The sequence below is a fragment of the Azospira sp. MPR-E4 genome, from assembly GCF_058809645.1.
Genome location: NZ_JBXAST010000045.1, coordinates 1 through 16,664, shown reverse-complemented (window position 1 = coordinate 16,664; position 16,664 = coordinate 1). Strand labels below are relative to the sequence as shown.

At 66.1% G+C, this 16,664-nt stretch carries 14 protein-coding genes; 11 read left to right on the top strand and 3 right to left on the bottom strand.

Going from position 1 to position 16,664, the window contains the following annotated elements:
• Positions 1 to 162: 162 nt before the first annotated feature.
• The 9 genes from AC1RTA_RS12635 to AC1RTA_RS12595 all read left to right on the top strand — a co-directional run bounded on the left by AC1RTA_RS12635 (position 163) and on the right by AC1RTA_RS12595 (position 11,692).
• Positions 163 to 1,725, top strand: a complete 1,563-nt coding sequence (locus tag AC1RTA_RS12635; RefSeq protein ID WP_492784886.1) for an ABC transporter substrate-binding protein — start codon at positions 163 to 165, stop codon at positions 1,723 to 1,725.
• A gap of 47 nt (positions 1,726 to 1,772) precedes the next feature.
• Complete coding sequence (locus tag AC1RTA_RS12630) at positions 1,773 to 2,741, top strand: ABC transporter permease (RefSeq protein WP_492784885.1); 969 nt, start codon at positions 1,773 to 1,775, stop codon at positions 2,739 to 2,741.
• Positions 2,738 to 3,703: an ABC transporter permease gene (locus AC1RTA_RS12625; protein WP_492784884.1), complete on the top strand. Its 966-nt coding sequence runs from the start codon at positions 2,738 to 2,740 to the stop codon at positions 3,701 to 3,703. The genes AC1RTA_RS12630 and AC1RTA_RS12625 overlap by 4 nt, the downstream gene beginning before the upstream one ends.
• Positions 3,704 to 3,759: 56 nt before the next feature.
• Complete coding sequence (locus tag AC1RTA_RS12620) at positions 3,760 to 4,644, top strand: hypothetical protein (RefSeq protein WP_492784883.1); 885 nt, start codon at positions 3,760 to 3,762, stop codon at positions 4,642 to 4,644.
• 84 nt (positions 4,645 to 4,728) lie between these two features.
• Positions 4,729 to 5,112, top strand: a complete 384-nt coding sequence (locus tag AC1RTA_RS12615) for a cupin domain-containing protein (protein WP_014237291.1) — start codon at positions 4,729 to 4,731, stop codon at positions 5,110 to 5,112.
• A 260-nt stretch (positions 5,113 to 5,372) separates the two neighbouring features.
• Positions 5,373 to 7,553 carry a catalase/peroxidase HPI gene (katG, locus tag AC1RTA_RS12610; protein WP_492784882.1) on the top strand — a complete coding sequence of 727 codons (2,181 nt, stop codon included), beginning with the start codon at positions 5,373 to 5,375 and terminating at the stop codon, positions 7,551 to 7,553.
• An 897-nt stretch (positions 7,554 to 8,450) separates the two neighbouring features.
• On the top strand, positions 8,451 to 9,590 hold the full coding sequence (locus AC1RTA_RS12605) for a hypothetical protein (protein ID WP_157870617.1): 1,140 nt from the start codon (positions 8,451 to 8,453) through the stop codon (positions 9,588 to 9,590).
• A gap of 196 nt (positions 9,591 to 9,786) precedes the next feature.
• Positions 9,787 to 11,007, top strand: coding sequence for an MFS transporter (locus tag AC1RTA_RS12600; RefSeq protein ID WP_492784881.1), 1,221 nt, complete (start codon positions 9,787 to 9,789; stop codon positions 11,005 to 11,007).
• A gap of 79 nt (positions 11,008 to 11,086) precedes the next feature.
• Positions 11,087 to 11,692, top strand: a complete 606-nt coding sequence (locus AC1RTA_RS12595; protein ID WP_492784880.1) for an outer membrane beta-barrel protein — start codon at positions 11,087 to 11,089, stop codon at positions 11,690 to 11,692.
• 106 nt (positions 11,693 to 11,798) lie between these two features.
• Here AC1RTA_RS12595 and AC1RTA_RS12590 read toward each other — a convergent pair whose 3' ends face one another.
• The gene (locus AC1RTA_RS12590) at positions 11,799 to 12,833 is read right to left on the bottom strand and encodes a YeiH family protein (RefSeq protein WP_492784879.1); all 1,035 of its coding nucleotides are present in this window, start codon (positions 12,831 to 12,833) and stop codon (positions 11,799 to 11,801) included.
• 95 nt (positions 12,834 to 12,928) lie between these two features.
• Between AC1RTA_RS12590 and AC1RTA_RS12585 the strand changes: the two genes are divergently transcribed.
• A complete protein-coding gene (locus AC1RTA_RS12585; RefSeq protein WP_492784878.1) occupies positions 12,929 to 13,804 on the top strand; it encodes a LysR substrate-binding domain-containing protein in 876 nt (291 codons plus the stop codon).
• A 70-nt stretch (positions 13,805 to 13,874) separates the two neighbouring features.
• Positions 13,875 to 14,897: an alcohol dehydrogenase AdhP gene (gene adhP, locus AC1RTA_RS12580; protein WP_205230256.1), complete on the top strand. Its 1,023-nt coding sequence runs from the start codon at positions 13,875 to 13,877 to the stop codon at positions 14,895 to 14,897.
• Positions 14,898 to 14,972: 75 nt separating this feature from the next.
• On the opposite strand, the gene AC1RTA_RS12575 is transcribed toward adhP, so the two are convergent.
• Positions 14,973 to 15,476 (bottom strand): NuoB/complex I 20 kDa subunit family protein, encoded by a 504-nt coding sequence (locus AC1RTA_RS12575; RefSeq protein ID WP_492784890.1) that lies wholly within the window; start codon positions 15,474 to 15,476, stop codon positions 14,973 to 14,975.
• 51 nt (positions 15,477 to 15,527) lie between these two features.
• Positions 15,528 to 16,412: a helix-turn-helix domain-containing protein gene (locus tag AC1RTA_RS12570; protein WP_492784877.1), complete on the bottom strand. Its 885-nt coding sequence runs from the start codon at positions 16,410 to 16,412 to the stop codon at positions 15,528 to 15,530.
• Positions 16,413 to 16,664: the final 252 nt, after the last annotated feature.

Here is a 16,664-nt window from a genome sequence, read left to right as displayed (position 1 = left end):
CACCACTTACCACCGCCGGCTGATGCCGCAGCAACGCCGCTCCGCGATGGCCGCCGTCCTTTCCCCCAGCCGCCGGCCTCGGTAGACTGGCGCCTCCATGGCCCCATCATTCCGTTGTCGGCCTCACCCAACGCGCTTCATCCTACGCCCCGAAGAAACCCCATGGCCCGTCGTCTGCTGCTGTCCTTCCTGCTTCCCCTGCTGCTGCTCGCCAGCCCGGTCCTGCGGGCGGCCGGACTCAGCGTGGGCCTGGCCGCCGACGTTTCCTCCCTGGACCCCCACTATCTCAACGCCGCCCCCAACATCGCCGTGGCCAGCCACTTCTTCGAGACCCTGGTGGCGGTAGACAAGGACGGCCAGCTGGTGCCCGGCCTGGCCCAGTCCTGGCAGGCCATCAATCCCACCACCTGGGAATTCAAGCTGCGCCCCGGGGTGAAATTCCACGACGGCAGCCCCCTCACGGCGGAGGACGTGGTCTTCTCCCTGGAGCGCCCCGCCAGCCTCACCCAGAGCCCGGGTCCATTCACCGGCTTCACCAGGGCCATCAGCGGCAAGAAGGTGGTGGATGCCCACACCCTGCGCCTGACCACGGCCCAGCCCTACGGCCCGCTGCCCCTGGACCTGGCCTCCATTTTCATCGTCTCGAAGAAGGCCGCAGCCAAGGCGACGACGGAAGACTTCAACAGCGGCAAGGCCCTGGTGGGCACCGGCCCCTTCCGCCTGGTCAAGTTCCGCCGCGGCGAGGCGGTGGAGCTGGCCCGTTTCGACGGCTACTGGGGTGAGAAACCCGCGTGGGACACGCTCACCCTGCGCATCCTGCCGGCGGATGCCGCCCGCCTCGCCGCCCTCCTGGCGGGCCAGGTGGACATGATCGAAGGCGTGCCCGGCGCCGACGTGGCCAGGCTGAAAAAGGACGCCCGCTTCCGCCTCGAACAACGCGTCTCCTGGCGCACCCTGTTCCTGCAACTGGACCTCTTCCGCGACGCCTCGCCTTTCGTCACCGACCTGGCCGGCAAGCCCCTGGCAAAGAATCCCCTGAAAGACCTCAAGGTGCGCCAAGCCCTCTCCCGGGCCATCAACCGGGAGGCCCTCGCCGCCCGCACCCTGGACGGCCTCGGGGTGCCCGCCAGCCGCCTGGTGGCGCCGGGCATTCCCGGCCACGGCCAGCAGCCGGCGGCGGAGCCCTACGATCCCGAAGGGGCCAAGCGCCTGCTGGCCGAAGCGGGCTACCCCCAGGGCTTCGCCCTGACCCTGCACGGCCCCAACAACCGCTACCTCAACGACGAACAGATCCTGCAGACCCTGGCCCAGTTCTTCGGCCGCATCGGGGTCAAGACCAAGGTGGAAACCCTGCCCCTGGCCGCCTATTTCGGCCGTCTGCGCCATGCCGATTTCAGCGCCGCCCTGCTCGGCTGGGGCTCCCTCTCCGGCGACTTCGCCCTGCGCACCCTGCTCGGCACCCCGGACGAAAAATCCGGCTGGGGTGCCTGGAACTGGGGCCGCTTCAGCGACGCCAGGGTGGATGCGGACATCCGCAGCGCCCTGGCCAGCACCGACCCGGCCCGCCGCAGCCGCGCCGCCGAGACGGCCATGGACCAGGCCATGGCCCAGCTGCCGGTGATCCCCCTGCACCATCAGGTCGCCACCTGGGCCCTGCGCGCCGGCCTCGCCTACCCGGCCCGCATCGACGAATTCACCTTCGCCGCCCAGGTGCGGCCCCGCTAGGCCGGCAGGCACGCCGAGCTGCCCCAACCCCGGACGAGACCCGCACCGTGACCTTCATCCTCCGCCGTCTGCTGCACGGGGCCTGGGTCCTGCTGGCGGTCTCCGCCCTGGTCTTCGCCGCCCTCTACGTGGTGGGCAACCCGGTTGAACTGCTGGTGGATCCCCAGGCCGACCCGGCGGACACGGCCCGCACCATCGCCGCCCTGGGCCTGGACCAGCCCCTCTGGCGCCAGTACCTGACCTTCCTCGGCAACGCCGCCCGGGGCGACCTGGGCACCTCCTTCATCCACGGCGTGCCGGCCCTCTCCCTGATTCTGGAGCGCCTGCCGGCCACCCTGGAACTGGCCCTCAGTGCCCTCTTCCTGGCCCTGCTGCTCGGCATTCCCCTGGGCCTGTGGGCCGGCCTCCGGCCGACCTCCCTCGCCGGCCGCCTCATCGGTGCCGCATCCACCCTGGGCTTCGCCCTGCCCGCCTTCTGGGTCGGGCTGATGCTGATCCTGGTCTTCGCCGTGCAACTGCAATGGCTGCCGCCGGGGGGCCGGGGCGAGACCCGGGAAGTGCTGGGCCTGTCCCTGTCGGTTTTCACCCTGGACGGCTGGCGGCACCTGCTGCTGCCGGCCCTCAACCTGGCCCTCTACAAGGCCGCCCTGGTGGTGCGCCTGGTGCGGGCCGGCAGCAAGGAAGCCCTGGCCCAGGACTACGTGCGCTTCGCCCGGGCCAAGGGCCTGACGGAAAGCCGGGTGGTGACGGGCCATGTGCTGCCCAACACCCTCATTCCCGTGGTCACCGTGCTGGGCATGGAACTGGGGGCCCTGATCGCCTTCGCCGTGGTCACCGAGACGGTGTTCGGCTGGCCCGGCATGGGCAAGCTGCTGATGGACGCCATCAACGCCCTGGACCGCCCCGTGGTGGTGGCCTACCTGCTCTTCGCCGCCGCCCTTTTCGTGGTCCTCAACCTGCTGGTGGAACTGCTCTACGGCTGGCTCGACCCCCGGGTGCGGGAGGGGCGGCAATGAGCGAGTCCCGTCCCGATTCCACTCCCGATTCCTCTCCCGTTTCCACTTCCGCTGGCGGCGGCGTTGCGGCCCCCTGCATGGGCCGTTTCTCGTCCTCCTTCCTCGCCCGCTTCGCCGCCAACCCCGCCGGCAAGCTGGCCCTGCTGCTGCTCGCCCTGGCCCTGCTGACTGCCTTCGCCGGCCCCTTCCTGGCGCCCCAGAACCCCTACGACCCGGCGGCCCTGGACATCCTGGACGCCCGCCTGCCCCCGGGCAGCGCCGCCGCAGCCGGCGGCACCTATCTCCTGGGCAGCGACGAACAGGGCCGGGACCTGCTCTCGGCCATGGTCTACGGCCTGCGCCTGAGCCTCTTGGTGGCGGGCGCCGGCACCGGCCTGGCCTGCCTCCTGGGGGCCGCCCTGGGCCTGACCGCCGGCTACTTCGGCGGCCGCTGGGAGCGGCTGGTGCTGGCCCTGGCCGACCTGCAGCTGTCCTTCCCCGCCCTGCTCATCGCCCTGGCCCTGCTGGCCCTGCTGGCCCTCTCCGGCCCGGGCCTGCCCAAGGTGGCCCTGGCCCTGGCCGCCTCCCAGTGGGCCTACTTCGCCCGCAGCGCCCGGGCCGCCGCCCTGGTGGAATCGGGCAAGGACTACATGGCCGCCGCCCGCCTGCAGGGCCTCTCCCACGCCCGCCTGCTGTGGCGCCATCTGCTGCCCAACTGCCTGCCGCCCCTCTTGGTGATCCTGCCCCTGCAGCTGGCCGCCGCCATTTCCCTGGAAGCCACCCTTTCCTTCCTCGGCCTCGGCGCCCCGGCCACCGAGCCCTCCCTCGGCCGCCTCATCGCCAACGGCTTTGCCTACCTGCTCTCGGGCCAGTACTGGATCAGCCTCTATCCGGGGCTGCTACTGACCCTGGCGGTCACCGCCATCACCCTGGCCGCCGACCGGCTAGCCGCGGTGCTGGACCCGCGGCGGCAGGAGGACTGACAATCGCCCCCTGCTCCAGGCCCTGCACACCAAACGCCTTCCAACCGATATCCGCCATGCGACTGATCGACCAACTGCAACGCCTCTACTGCCTGCCCCAACAGTGCGGCCACGTCCTGCCTCCGGGCGCGGCCGTCACCGCCCCGGCCCGCCGCCTCGCCGCCGCCGACCTGGAACGGGGCCCGGCCGGCGAGGCCGCCATCGCCCTGCACCTGACCAGCCCGGAAGGCTATGCCCGGGCCCTGGTCATCGAATTTGCCCGCAGCGCCCACTGGCCCCAGGCCGCCGCCCTCTGCCAGGCCCTCACCGAGGAACTGGAACTGCCGGCCCCGGCCGTGGCCGTCGGCGGCCCGGCGGGCTACCAGCTGTGGCTGTCCCTGGCCGAGCCCCAGTCCGTCGCCGCGCTGCAAGCCTTCCTCCAGGCCCTGGTACACAAGTATCTGACCGACGTGCCCGCCGCCGCCCGGCGCTGCTACCCGGTCGACGGTGGCGAGGGCAACGACTGCCCCCACCTGCCTCCGGCCCGGCTGGCCAACGAAGGCTGGAGCGCCTTCATCGACCCCACCATGGGCGCCATGTTCGCCGACGAGACCTGGCTGCCCATGGCCCCCAACGCCGACAAGCAGGCAGACATGCTGGCCGCCCTGAAAAGCATCAGCACCACGGATTTCCAGCGGGCCCTGGCGCAACTGCAGGCGGAGTCCGCCGCGGCCGTGGCTAACGAGCCGCTGGCCGAACCGCCCGCACAGCCAACAGCCAAGCCATTCTCCACGGCACCTGCCGCGACAGCCGCATCCCTGGCCGCTCCCAGCCTGGGCAGCCAGTTCAGCGATCCCCGGGACTTTCTCCTGGCGGTGATGAACGACGCCAGCGCCAGCACCGAGCAGCGCATCGAGGCGGCCAAGGCCCTGCTGCCCTATTTCCACGGACCCAAGCGCTGAACGGAGCCGCCGCGCCGGACGGCGCCCCCTTCTACCACCACTCCCCCACCACTTTCCATTCCCTCCACTCCGCCGGAGCCAGCCATGAGCACCTTCACCAAAGTCACCCTGTATACCGATCACGACGGCTACGCCCGCTTCCGCGAGGAAGAAGTGCCCCTCAGCGAAGGCACGCCCCAGGCCATGCTCTCCGCCCTCACCCCGGCCAAGGCCTGCCAGTTCCGCCAGAGCCCGGTGGGTTTCCGCAGCCAGTTCCACTGCACCACCGAAGAACAATGGCTGTTCGTCCTCGGCGGCGAAATGAAGATCGGCCTGCAGGACGGCAGCAGCCGCAACTTCAAGGCCGGCCAGCACTTCTACTCCGCCGACACCCTGCCCGCCGGCGCCACCTTCGATCCCAAAGTGCACGGCCACTGGAGCTGCCAGGTGGGCGACGAGCCCCTGGTGACCCTGTTCGTCAAGGTGTAAGGCCGGTTCCCGGCAATCCCGTGGCGGTCCTGATGCCACCGGTTGCAGACGCCAAAACGGCCGCAGCGATGCGGCCGTTTTCTTTTTGGACGGCGGACTATACTGCCCGGACAGGTCGGCCCGGGCAGTCGCTTTTTCCGCCCTCCTTCACCATAGCCATTGGCTATTTCGAATATTCAATTAATCAATTTTAATAATTAAAGCCGATTCACTAGACTGCCTCATATCCGATCATCAACGGTTCACCCAAGGAGGAAAAAATGGCAAACGACACGAATCAAACCAAGCCCGCCGGCCAATGCCCGGTCATGCACGGTGCCCAGACCACCGCCGGCAGCCAGACCATGCAATGGTGGCCCAAGGCCCTGAACCTGGACATCCTGCACCAGCACGATGCCAAGACCAATCCCCTGGGTGCCGGCTTCAACTACCGTGAAGAACTGAAGAAGCTGGATGTGGCCGCCCTGAAGAACGACCTCAAGGCCCTCATGACCGACAGCCAGCCCTGGTGGCCCGCCGACTGGGGCCACTACGGCGGCCTCATGATCCGCATGGCCTGGCACTCCGCCGGCACCTACCGCATCGCCGACGGCCGGGGCGGCGCCGGCACCGGCAACCAGCGCTTCGCCCCCCTCAATTCCTGGCCCGACAACGCCAACCTGGACAAGGCCCGGCGCCTGCTCTGGCCGATCAAGAAAAAGTACGGCAACAAGATCAGCTGGGCCGACCTGATGATCCTGGCCGGCAACATGGCCTATGAATCCATGGGTCTGAAGACCTTCGGCTTCGCCTTCGGCCGGGAAGACATCTGGCATCCGGAAAAAGACATCTACTGGGGTTCCGAGAAGGAATGGCTGGCCCCCACCGGCGCCGAAGGCAGCCGCTATTCCGGCGAGCGGGACCTGGAAAACCCCCTGGCTGCCGTCATGATGGGCCTCATCTATGTGAATCCCGAAGGCGTGGACGGCAAGCCCGATCCCTTGAAGACCGCCCGGGACATGCGCACCACCTTTGCCCGCATGGCCATGAACGATGAAGAAACCGTGGCCCTCACCGCCGGCGGCCACACCGTCGGCAAGGCCCACGGCAACGGCAGCGCCGCCAACCTGGGCCCCGCCCCGGAAGGCGCCGAGCTGGAAGAACAGGGCCTGGGCTGGAACAACCACACCAGCCGCGGCATTGGCCGCGACACCGTGACCAGCGGCATCGAAGGCGCCTGGACCACCAACCCCACCCAGTGGGACAACGGCTACTTCAAGCTGCTGCTCGGCTACGACTGGTGGCTGCAGAAGTCCCCCGCCGGCGCCCACCAGTGGGAGCCCATCAACATCAAGGAAGAGGACATGCCGGTGGATGTGGAAGACCCCACCATCCGCTGCAAGCCCATCATGACCGACGCCGACATGGCCCTCAAGTTCGACCCGGAATACCGCAAGATCGCCGAGCGCTTCCGCGACGACCAGGCCTATTTCTCCGAGACCTTCGCCCGGGCCTGGTTCAAGCTGACCCACCGGGACATGGGCCCCAAGGCCCGCTACTTCGGCCCGGACGTGCCCCAGGAAGACCTCATCTGGCAGGACCCCATCCCCGCCGGCCGCCGGGACTACGACGTGGCCGCGGTGAAGGCCAGGATCGCCGCCGCCGGCCTCTCCGTCGGCGAGATGGTGGCCACCGCCTGGGACAGCGCCCGCACCTACCGGGGCTCCGACAAGCGGGGCGGCGCCAACGGCGCCCGCATCCGCCTGGCGCCGCAGAAGGACTGGGAAGGCAACGAACCGGCCCGCCTGGCCAAGGTACTGGCGGTCTATGAAAAGATCGCCACTGAGACCGGCGCCAGCGTCGCCGACGTCATCGTCCTGGCCGGCAATGTGGGCGTGGAGCAGGCCGCCAAGGCCGCCGGCTTCCCGGTCGAAGTGCCCTTCGCCCCGGGCCGTGGCGATGCCACCCAGGCCATGACCGACGTGGAATCCTTCGAAGTGCTCGAACCCCTGGCCGACGGCTTCCGCAACTGGCAGAAGGCCCACTACGTGGTGACGCCGGAAGAGATGATGCTCGACAAGGCCCAACTGCTGCGCCTCACCGCCAGCGAGATGACCGTATTGGTCGGCGGCCTGCGCGTCCTCGGCGCCAACCACGGCGGCAGCCAGCACGGCGTGTTCACCGAGCGGGTCGGCGTACTCTCCAACGACTTCTTCGTCAATCTGACCGACATGGCCTACACCTGGAAGCCCACGGGCCGCAACAGCTACGCCATCATCGATCGCCACAGCGGTGCCACCAAGTTCACCGCCACCCGGGCCGACCTGGTCTTCGGCTCCAACTCGGTCCTGCGCGCCTACGCCGAGGTCTACGCCCAGGACGACAACCAGGAAAAGTTCGTGCGCGACTTCATCGCCGCCTGGACCAAGGTGATGAACGCCGACCGCTTCGATCTCAACTAAGGCACCAACCCCGCCGCCGCCCGCCAGGGCGGCCGGTGGGGCACTCAACTACAAGGCCCGGCGGCGTTGCCCCGGGCCTTTTTCATGTGCAAGCAGTCGCAAGGATTGCCCGCATGACATTTGGCTGAACGACTGGCAAAATCAACCCGACTTTGAACGAATGCCGCGTATGACTGCCATCTATCCCCTCGAATATTGCTGCCGATCTGGCGGAAGCCTCTGTTGGCAAGCATCCCAGGCTGCTGCGTTTTCTGACTTATACGGCGTTTCGCCGGCTTATATGCAGTTTTGCCGTCTACTTCACTTAGGCATTACTCATGGCCGGTGACTTTAACCAAGAGCGTCTAACTGAGACATACAAGTCTCTCATCACTCTCTCCACAGAAGGCTTCCGATATCTAGCGTTAATCAACGGAGGCGCAGTAGTTGCTCTTCTTGCGTACCTAGGTAACGTGACAAAAAACGGCTCTTGTCCTCCCGACTTATCAGCTCCGTTACTTTGGTTTCTTGGCGGCCTTGTATCTTGTGGTGTCGCAATGGCATTTGCTTACGTCACACAATTGCGCCTTCTTAATGAGCTTATTAACACCGAAATACTCCCAACCCGCCATCCCCTTTTCTTGTGGGCGGCAATGGGGGCGTACACCATCAGTCTCGCTTGCTTTAGCTATGGTGCTTGGGTAGCAGTTGGGGTATTTAATAATGCCTAACAATTCCGTCGAGAGGGACCGCCCACAAGCTGCGCTTGTGGGTACCCTTCGCGGCTTCGCCGCTACGGCGGCCCCTCACGTCAAACGTTAGACATCATCCCCAAGTCCTTGAGCTATGAATAACGCATCTAGTGAACGCATCAGAATGAAGGTTGGCGGGATGGGTGACGATGAGTTCGAACGGTTCATGAGCGATCTACTGCCACGAATTTATCCTGGTTTTAATTCCCTTGAACCCTCATTTAACTTCATGGGAAAGACTACAAAAGGGAAATGCGATGCCCATGTCTACCATTCGCAGGACGATACATATACGGCGATCATCTGCACAACTCAGCAATCCGAAATTCACAAGAAAGTCCTTGGCGACATCGCGAAACTTTCTTCCACGAAGTTTTCTTCAAAGATTCGGCGCGTCCTGCTCTGCGTAAATACGCCGATTAAAGATGAAGTAGAAGACTATCGAACGGCATGTGGGCTCCACGGCTGGGAACTTGATCCACTTTCACTCGAACGCATCACACGACATACTTTAGGAGAAGCGGATTTACTACTTAACTACTTCGGCGAATTATCTCCCCGTGATCCTGCTTCGCCTCTATTGCTACGTCGCTTCGACTGTGGAAACCGGATAAAGGAAGCTCGACAGGATATTTCACTCCAGATTTCTCGATTGATTGAGCAAATAGACTTTCCGAGTGAGAGGGAGTGGAAGGCGATTGAATCTGGTGAGGTAGAAATCGCGGAACTCTATATAAACGCACTATCCGCACTCACGGGAGTTTCGGGCGCTTGGCTCAAACATGGTGCCGGTGCCAAATATCCTTCTGAGGTCATCTATGACCATCAAGTTTCGAAGGTCGAGGCCATCGCTGCTGAAGCTCCCCTGGCATCGTATATTGCTATTGAGCCGTCATCCATGGATGCAGTGCTTATTGTTCAATTCTCCGAACTTCGTTGGCGTGTCTTCCCGTTTGGGTTCTCCTTGGATTTTTGGGACTGGATAGGCGATCAACATCACATACCGACAATTTTTAAACTGCTGAAGAGCGCAGATCGACTGCTCAAACATCCGTATGGCCGAGTCATCTCTCCAAGCTTGATGAAAGAATTTCGGGCTGAAGAGAAGCATCCGTCAATTTCATTCAAGAAGAGCGGGTATAACAATTATTGGTTCGATGATCTCTTCGACCTGTACCATCGCTACCCCATCGCCAAGGACAAATACCGACATCATGGCGAATGGTTTGTTAAATTGCAGAATGAATTCCGCAACTATCAAATCGATTCGTCCGCCCCAGAGATACGCGATGCCGATGATGTCTAACCTCTCAATCCACCGGACCTGCGCGAAACGCCGCACAAGCCGTTGATTTCAAACGTTAGCTTTACATTCCAAACCACCCTCTATTCCAAAGCCATAAGTTCTGCCACGATTCAGATAGCCCCCGCTTTACCATTCGTCACAACCTCCCCCGCCCCTTTTCGTTAGCATGTCGGGCACGCTCTCCTGACGCCCCGCCATGCCTGCCTTTCTCCGTGCCCTCAATTCCCGCAACTACCGGCTCTATTTCGTCGGCCAGCTGATCTCCCTGGCGGGGACGTGGATGCAGCAGATCGCCATGGCCTGGCTGGCCTACCGGCTTTCCAATTCGGCTTTCGTGCTGGGCAGCGTGGGCTTTGCCAGCCAGATTCCCATCCTCTTTTTTTCGGCCTTCGCCGGGGTGTGGAGCGACCGGGTGGACCGGCGGCGCCTGCTCCTGCTGAGCCAGAGCCTTTCCATGGTGCAGGCCCTGGTGCTGGCGGTGCTGGCCTGGATGGAGTGGATCACGCCGGGGCTGCTGATTTTCATGGCCCTCTGCCTGGGCTGCATCAATGCCCTGGACGTGCCGGCGCGGCAGGCCATCGCGGTGCAGCTGGTGGACGACAAGGAGGATCTGCCCAACGCCATCGCCCTTAATTCCTTTCTCATGAACGCGGCCCGCTTCGTCGGCCCGGCCCTGGCGGGGTATCTGGTGGTGCTGATGGGGGAGGCGGTGTGCTTCCTGCTCAATGCCCTTTCCTACCTGGCGGTGCTGCTGGCTCTCTCGGCCATCCGCCTGCCGGCCCAGGGCCCCAGTCGGCCGGCGCCGGCCCTGGATGCGCTGAAGGAGGGCATCCGCTATGTGCGCGGGCATGGCCCGATCCGGCGTTCCCTGCTGCTGGTCTCCTGCATCAGCTTCCTGGCCACGCCCTATGCGGTGATGATGCCCCTTTTCGCCAAGGAGATTTTCGGCGGCGACGCGGGCACCTTCGGCCTGCTCATGGGCTGCGCCGGCGCCGGCTCCCTGGTGGCCAGCTTCTTCCTCGCCAGCCGCCGCGACACGGGGGGCCTGGAAGGCAAGGTGGCCCTGGCCGCCCCGGCAGTGGGGGCCGCCCTCACCTGCTTCGCTCTCAGCCCCTCCCAGCAGGTGGCCTACCCCATCATCATGAGCATCGGCTTTTGCGTCATCATCACCATCGCCGGCAGCAACACCCTGATCCAGACCCGGGTGAACAACGCCTACCGGGGCCGGGTCATGGCCATCTTCTCCATGGCCTTCCTCGGCATCGCGCCCTTGGGCAGCTTCATCGTCGGCAGCGTCGCCCATCAGGTGGGCATCCGCCCCACCCTGGCGGCCTGCGGCCTGCTGACCCTGGCGGCGGGGCTGGTTTACCATCGAAACACGAAAAATGCTCTGAATAGCGCGCCAGACGGAGACTAGTCTTCAAAAAAATGACATATGAGTGATACAATCTTGATGCCTTTTTCATAATTTTTAACTTCTCAAGGCACCACTCAAAATGTTCACCAAAAAAACCAGCTCAATCCTCTTTTGCGGCCTCATGACCGCTTTCTCTTCCGCCCAGGCACAAGAAAGCAATTGGTACGTCGGCGGCGAAATCGGCCGTTCCGACTTCTCTCTGAAGCTGCCCAGCGGTTACAGCACCTCGTCCCCCGGCGTCAGCCAAGACAAGACCGACACAGCCTTCGGCGCCCTGATCGGTTATAAGGCGGCTTCCTATCTCAACCTGGAAGCCGGCTACCTGGATCTTGGCAAATACAAGCTCAACGTGGACGGAGACCACGGCTCTGCCAAGATCAACGGTCTCACGCTGAGCGCCCTGTGGAAGCTGCAGGTCTCCCCCCAATGGGCCCTGTTCGCCAAGACTGGAATCATGGCCTCCCGGGCCAAGGGCGAAGTGCAAACGACCGGCGCCAGCTACAGCCAAACGAAGAGCTCCGTGGTCCCCGTCATCGGTATCGGTATCGACTATGCAATTGACCGCAACTGGACTATACGCGGTCAGTACCAGGACATCGGCGCTGCCAAGCTGGTCGAGCAAATGGGCACCAGCATCAAGATGCACGACCAGGTGCTCTCTTTCGGCGTCAACTACAACTTCTGATCACATAGCACATAGCCCCAACTCATCTGTAGTTGGGACTATTTCCTCACAAGATCAGCAGCCCCCCATCCCTATTCGTTTCCAAACGAACATCTCTTCTGCCGCCTCAGTCCAGGAGCCAGTTGAGCAGGCCGCCGCCGAGCACCAGATGGACAAAGAGGGCGGCGCCCAGCAGCAGCGGCCGTAGGCCGGCCCGGCCCATGCGGGCCAGGGTGGTCTCCAGGCCCAGGGCGGCCATGGCGGCCGTCAGCAGCACCATGCCGCACTGGCGCAGGGCCGCCACCGCCCCTTCGGGCAGCAGTTGCAGGGAATTGACCCCGGCCAGCAGGATGAAGGCCACGGCAAACCAGGGCACCGCCACCGGGCTGCGGCGGGACCCACCCTCCGACTCGGCCCCGCCCCGCCGCGCCAGATAGGCGCCGAGCAGGAGCAGGAAGGGCACCAGCAGCAGCACCCGGATCATTTTCACCACTACCGCGCCGCGGGCCACCTCCGGCCCCAGGGCATCGCCGATGGCCACCACCTGGGCCACTTCATGCACGGTGGAGCCGACGTAGCGGCCGAAGTCCAGATGCTGGGGGCCGATCCAGGCATACAGCAGGGGATAGAGGCCCATGGCCAGGGTGCCGAAGAGCACCACCGTGCCCACCGCCACCGCCGTCTTTTCCGCCGTGCGGGCTTCATCCAGGCGCAGCACGGGCACCGTCGCCACCACCGCCGCGGCGCCGCAGATGGCGCTGCCGGCGGCGGTGAGCAGGGCCGTCTCCCGGTCCAGACCGAGCAGGCGGATGCCGATGAAACAGCCCAGGGCCAGGGTGGAAGCCACCAGCAGCACGTCCGCCAGCAGGCCGGCGCTGCCCACGGCGACGATCTGCTGCCAGGAAAGGTTAAAGCCGTAAAGGGCCACCCCGGCCCGCAGCAGGTTGCGCTGGGCCAGCCCCAGGCCGGCGCGGCGGGCACCCTGGGCCAGGGCCGGCCAGCCGTTGCCAAGCACGGCGCCGATGAGGATGGCCAGGGTCAGGGAACTGGCGCCGTAGCGCACCAGGCCGGCGCCCTGGGCCAGCCCCAGGGCCAGCGCGCTGATGGCGGCCGCCAGGGCCAGGCCGGGAATCCACTGTCTCCATTGCCGCAGGTTTGCCATGAGTTTCTTTCTCGAAAACGAACCTGGCGAACATTAGCCCCCGCTCATACAATAGGTAAAACCGATAATTCTTATTCAATACATCAGCTACGCCGATGAAAATCACCCTGCGCCAGTTGGAAGTCTTCGCCGCCGTGGCCAGCCACGGTCACGTCACCCGGGCTGCCGAGGCGGTGGCCCTGACCCAGTCCGCCGCCAGCATGGCCCTGGCGGACCTGGAGCGGCAGCTCTCGGTGCAGCTCTTCGACCGGGTGGGACGCCAGCTGCTGCTCAACGAGGCGGGCCGGCAGCTGCTGCCCCGGGCTCAGCAGGTGCTGGACCAGGTGCGGGAGATCGAGGCCGGTGCCGCCGGGTCCGCCGCCTTCGACCTGCACCTGGGGGCCAGCCTGACCATCGGCAACCACCTGCTGCCGCCCCTGGTGGCGGAACTGCAGCGGCGCCATCCCCAGGGCCGGGTGCGCCTCTCCCTGCACAACACGGAACAGGTGCGGGCCGACCTGCTGGCCTTCCGCATCGACCTGGGCTTCGTTGAAGGGCCGGTGCAGGAGCCCCGCCTGCGGCGCTTCTCCTGGCGCCCGGACCGGCTCCAGGTCTTTGCCCCGGCCGGCCATTCCCTGGCCGGCGGCACCGCCACGCCGGCGGACCTGGCCGGGGCCGGCTGGGTGCTGCGGGAGCGGGGCTCGGGCACCCGGGAGGTGTTCGACCGGGCCCTGGCCAACGCCACCCTGACGCCCCGGGTGGCCCTGGAACTGGAACAGCCGGAGGCCATCCGCCAGTGCGTGCGGGCCGGCCTGGGCCTGGGCTGCCTTTCCCGCCTGGAGCTGGAGGATGCCTTCCAGGCCGGCTGGCTGGCCCCGGTGGCAGCCCCTTTCCTCAACCTGGAGCGGGACCTGCAGGTGCTGGTCCATGCCGAGCGGCACCTGAGCCCCGGGCTCCTGGCGGTGCTGGCCCTGTGCGGCATCGAGATTTGACCCGCATCAGAAAACCGGCGGCAGCAAGGCCTATGATGGAGACATCGTCCATCCATTGAGGAGAAGCGTCATGGCCCAGATGATGAAAGCCGCCGTCGTCCACGAATTCGGCAAGCCCCTGGTGATCGAGGAAGTGCCCGTGCCCGAGGTGCCGCCCGGGCAGGTGCTGGTCAAGGTGGTGGCCTCCGGGGTCTGCCATACCGACCTCCACGCCGCCGACGGCGACTGGCCGGTGAAGCCTTCCCTGCCCTTCATCCCCGGCCATGAGGGGGTCGGCTATGTGGCCGCCGTCGGCGCCGGCGTCACCCACGTCAAGGAAGGGGACCGGGTCGGCGTCCCCTGGCTGCACACCGCCTGCGGCCATTGCGAACACTGCATCACCGGCTGGGAAACCCTCTGCGATTCCCAGCAGATGACCGGCTACACGGTGAACGGCGGCTATGCCGAATACGTGCTGGCCGATCCGGGCTATGTCGGCAAGCTGCCCGACACCCTGGAATTCGCCCCCGCCGCCCCGGTGCTGTGCGCCGGCGTCACCGTATACAAGGGTCTCAAGGTTCTCGAATGCAAGCCCGGCGATTGGGTCGCCATCTCCGGCATCGGCGGCCTCGGCCACATGGCGGTGCAGTACGCCAAGGCCATGGGCTTCCACGTCATCGCCGTCGATGTGGCGGACGAAAAGCTGGCCCTGGCCAAGACCCTGGGCGCCGACGTCACCCTCAACGCGGCCCAGGTGGACCCGGTGGCGGAGATCCAGAAGCAGATCAAGGGCGCCCACGGCATCCTGGTCACCGCCGTCTCCCGCAGTGCTTTCAGTCAGGCCCTGGGCATGCTGCACAAGCGCGGCACCATGTCCCTGGTGGGCCTGCCCCCCGGCGACTTCGGCCTGCCCATCTTCGACGTGGTGCTCAACGCCAAGACCGTGCGCGGCTCCATCGTCGGCACCCGCAAGGACCTGGAAGAAGCCCTGGCCTTCGCCGGCGAGGGCAAGGTGAAGACTCACTACAGCACCGACCGGATCGAGAACATCAACGACATCTTCGGCCGCATGAAGGCCGGCCACATCGACGGCCGCATCGTGCTCAACATCTAGCCGCGCCAGTACCAGGGCAACGGCTGCCAGGCCGGCTCCTCCGAGCCGGCCTTTTTCATGGCCGCCCGGGCCGCCCTAGGCGCCTCTCGTTGCCTCCGCCGCCCGCGCCTCCTCGGCCCGGTGGATGAGGCGCTTGCGCCGCTGCACCAGGTTCTGCAGCTGGGTCAGGCCGTAGAGCAGGGCCTCGGCGGTGGGCGGGCAGCCGGGGATGTAGATGTCCACCGGGATGATGCGGTCGCAGCCCCGCACCACGGAGTAGGAATAGTGGTAGAAGCCGCCGCCGTTGGCGCAGGAGCCCATGGAGATGACGTAGCGGGGCTCGGCCATCTGGTCGTAGAGCTTGCGCAGGGCCGGGGCCATCTTGTTGGTGACGGTGCCGGCGACGATCATCAGGTCCGCCTGGCGCGGGCTGGCCCGGGGCATCATGCCGAAGCGGTCCATGTCGTAGCGGGAGGCGGCGGCGTGGATCATTTCCACGGCGCAGCAGGCCAGGCCGAAACTGAGATACCAGAGGCTGTTGCTGCGCACCGCTTCGGTCAGGGTGTCGACCTGGGTCAGCAGATAGCCGTCGCCGTACAGGGTGGGAGCGTGTTGCACCGTTTTCTCCAGACAAGGGAAACGGTGGGCAGTCTAGGCGGGGGAAAAGAGTCCGGCTTGTACGGAGTCGACATCGTCGGGCAGGAAGAGGTCGCGGAAGTCCCGCTGCCCCAGGCGGTACCACCAGTATCCGGGAGCCCCATCGGCGACGGCGCGCAGCAGTTCCCCGGGGGAGGCGCCGGCCATGTCCCGGTAATCCCGGTCCATGTGGGCCTGGTCGTAGTAGCCGAAGTCCTGGGCGATGCGGGTCAATTCGCCCCGCCGGGGCGGCTGGGCCTGGAGACGGGCCAGGGAGAAGCCGAAGCGGGCCACCCGCCGCAGCTCCCGCAGATTGGCGCCATACCCGTGGGCTACCCGCCGTTCCAGCTGGCGCAGGCCGATGCCTAGGTGGGCGGCGATCTGGCCGGCGGGAGAAAACAGGTGGGTGGAGGCGCCCAGCAGGTCGGCCAGCCGCGCCGGGTCGCGCCGCGGACGCAGACAGCGGCGCAGCAGGCCCTGCACCGCCGCGACCCAGTCGGCCGGGGAGTCGCTGGCATCCACCGTTTCCAGCATCTGCCGCACCAGCAGGGGCGGCAGCACTTCATCCAGGGGCACGATGCGGTCCCGCAGCTCGCCGACGCCGGGCCCCAGGGCTTCGGCCATGACGCCGGGGCGGAACATGACGGAAAGGAAGACGCTGCCCGGCGCCGCCCGGGACTCCCGGGGGCCCAGATAGGGCCCCGTCAGGCTGACACGGGGCACGGCCTGGCAGCTGCCGTCGGCCAGGGGCTGCGCCGCACCGCCCCGGGCGAACAGCAGCAGGCCGGGGCTGAGGGCCGAGGGCAGACGGGAGAGACATCCGTCCAGGGGCATCACCAGGATGTGGTAGATCCAGGGAGCCAGTTCCGGATGGGGCGCCACCACCAGGGGCATAACCATGGGCCGAACCTTCATGCAAAGGGAATTGCCCGCCAGTCTAGCGCAGCCGCCGGCCGATGAAAAAAGTGGCACCGGGGATAGCCGGCCGGGACCGGCCCCGGCCGTGCCTGTCAGCGGCACCGCCTCCAGGCATGGCCACCTTGCCGGCCACCCCACGGCACCAGCTGGAGAGGCTTATCTGGCGCGGCTTCTGGCGGCGCCATGGGGCCGCGGGGACGGCCTCAGGGGGCCGGCTGGGGGTGGGGCATGGGC

Coding starts and splice junctions, on each gene's coding strand:
- AC1RTA_RS12635 (WP_492784886.1), top strand. CDS start 163: ATGGCCCGTCGTCTGCTGCTGTCCTTCCTGCTTCCCCTGCTGCTGCTC.
- AC1RTA_RS12625 (WP_492784884.1), top strand. CDS start 2,738: ATGAGCGAGTCCCGTCCCGATTCCACTCCCGATTCCTCTCCCGTTTCC.
- AC1RTA_RS12620 (WP_492784883.1), top strand. CDS start 3,760: ATGCGACTGATCGACCAACTGCAACGCCTCTACTGCCTGCCCCAACAG.
- AC1RTA_RS12615 (WP_014237291.1), top strand. CDS start 4,729: ATGAGCACCTTCACCAAAGTCACCCTGTATACCGATCACGACGGCTAC.
- katG (WP_492784882.1), top strand. CDS start 5,373: ATGGCAAACGACACGAATCAAACCAAGCCCGCCGGCCAATGCCCGGTC.
- AC1RTA_RS12605 (WP_157870617.1), top strand. CDS start 8,451: ATGAGCGATCTACTGCCACGAATTTATCCTGGTTTTAATTCCCTTGAA.
- AC1RTA_RS12600 (WP_492784881.1), top strand. CDS start 9,787: ATGCCTGCCTTTCTCCGTGCCCTCAATTCCCGCAACTACCGGCTCTAT.
- AC1RTA_RS12595 (WP_492784880.1), top strand. CDS start 11,087: ATGTTCACCAAAAAAACCAGCTCAATCCTCTTTTGCGGCCTCATGACC.
- AC1RTA_RS12590 (WP_492784879.1), bottom strand. CDS start 12,833: ATGGCAAACCTGCGGCAATGGAGACAGTGGATTCCCGGCCTGGCCCTG.
- AC1RTA_RS12585 (WP_492784878.1), top strand. CDS start 12,929: ATGAAAATCACCCTGCGCCAGTTGGAAGTCTTCGCCGCCGTGGCCAGC.
- adhP (WP_205230256.1), top strand. CDS start 13,875: ATGGCCCAGATGATGAAAGCCGCCGTCGTCCACGAATTCGGCAAGCCC.
- AC1RTA_RS12570 (WP_492784877.1), bottom strand. CDS start 16,412: ATGGTTATGCCCCTGGTGGTGGCGCCCCATCCGGAACTGGCTCCCTGG.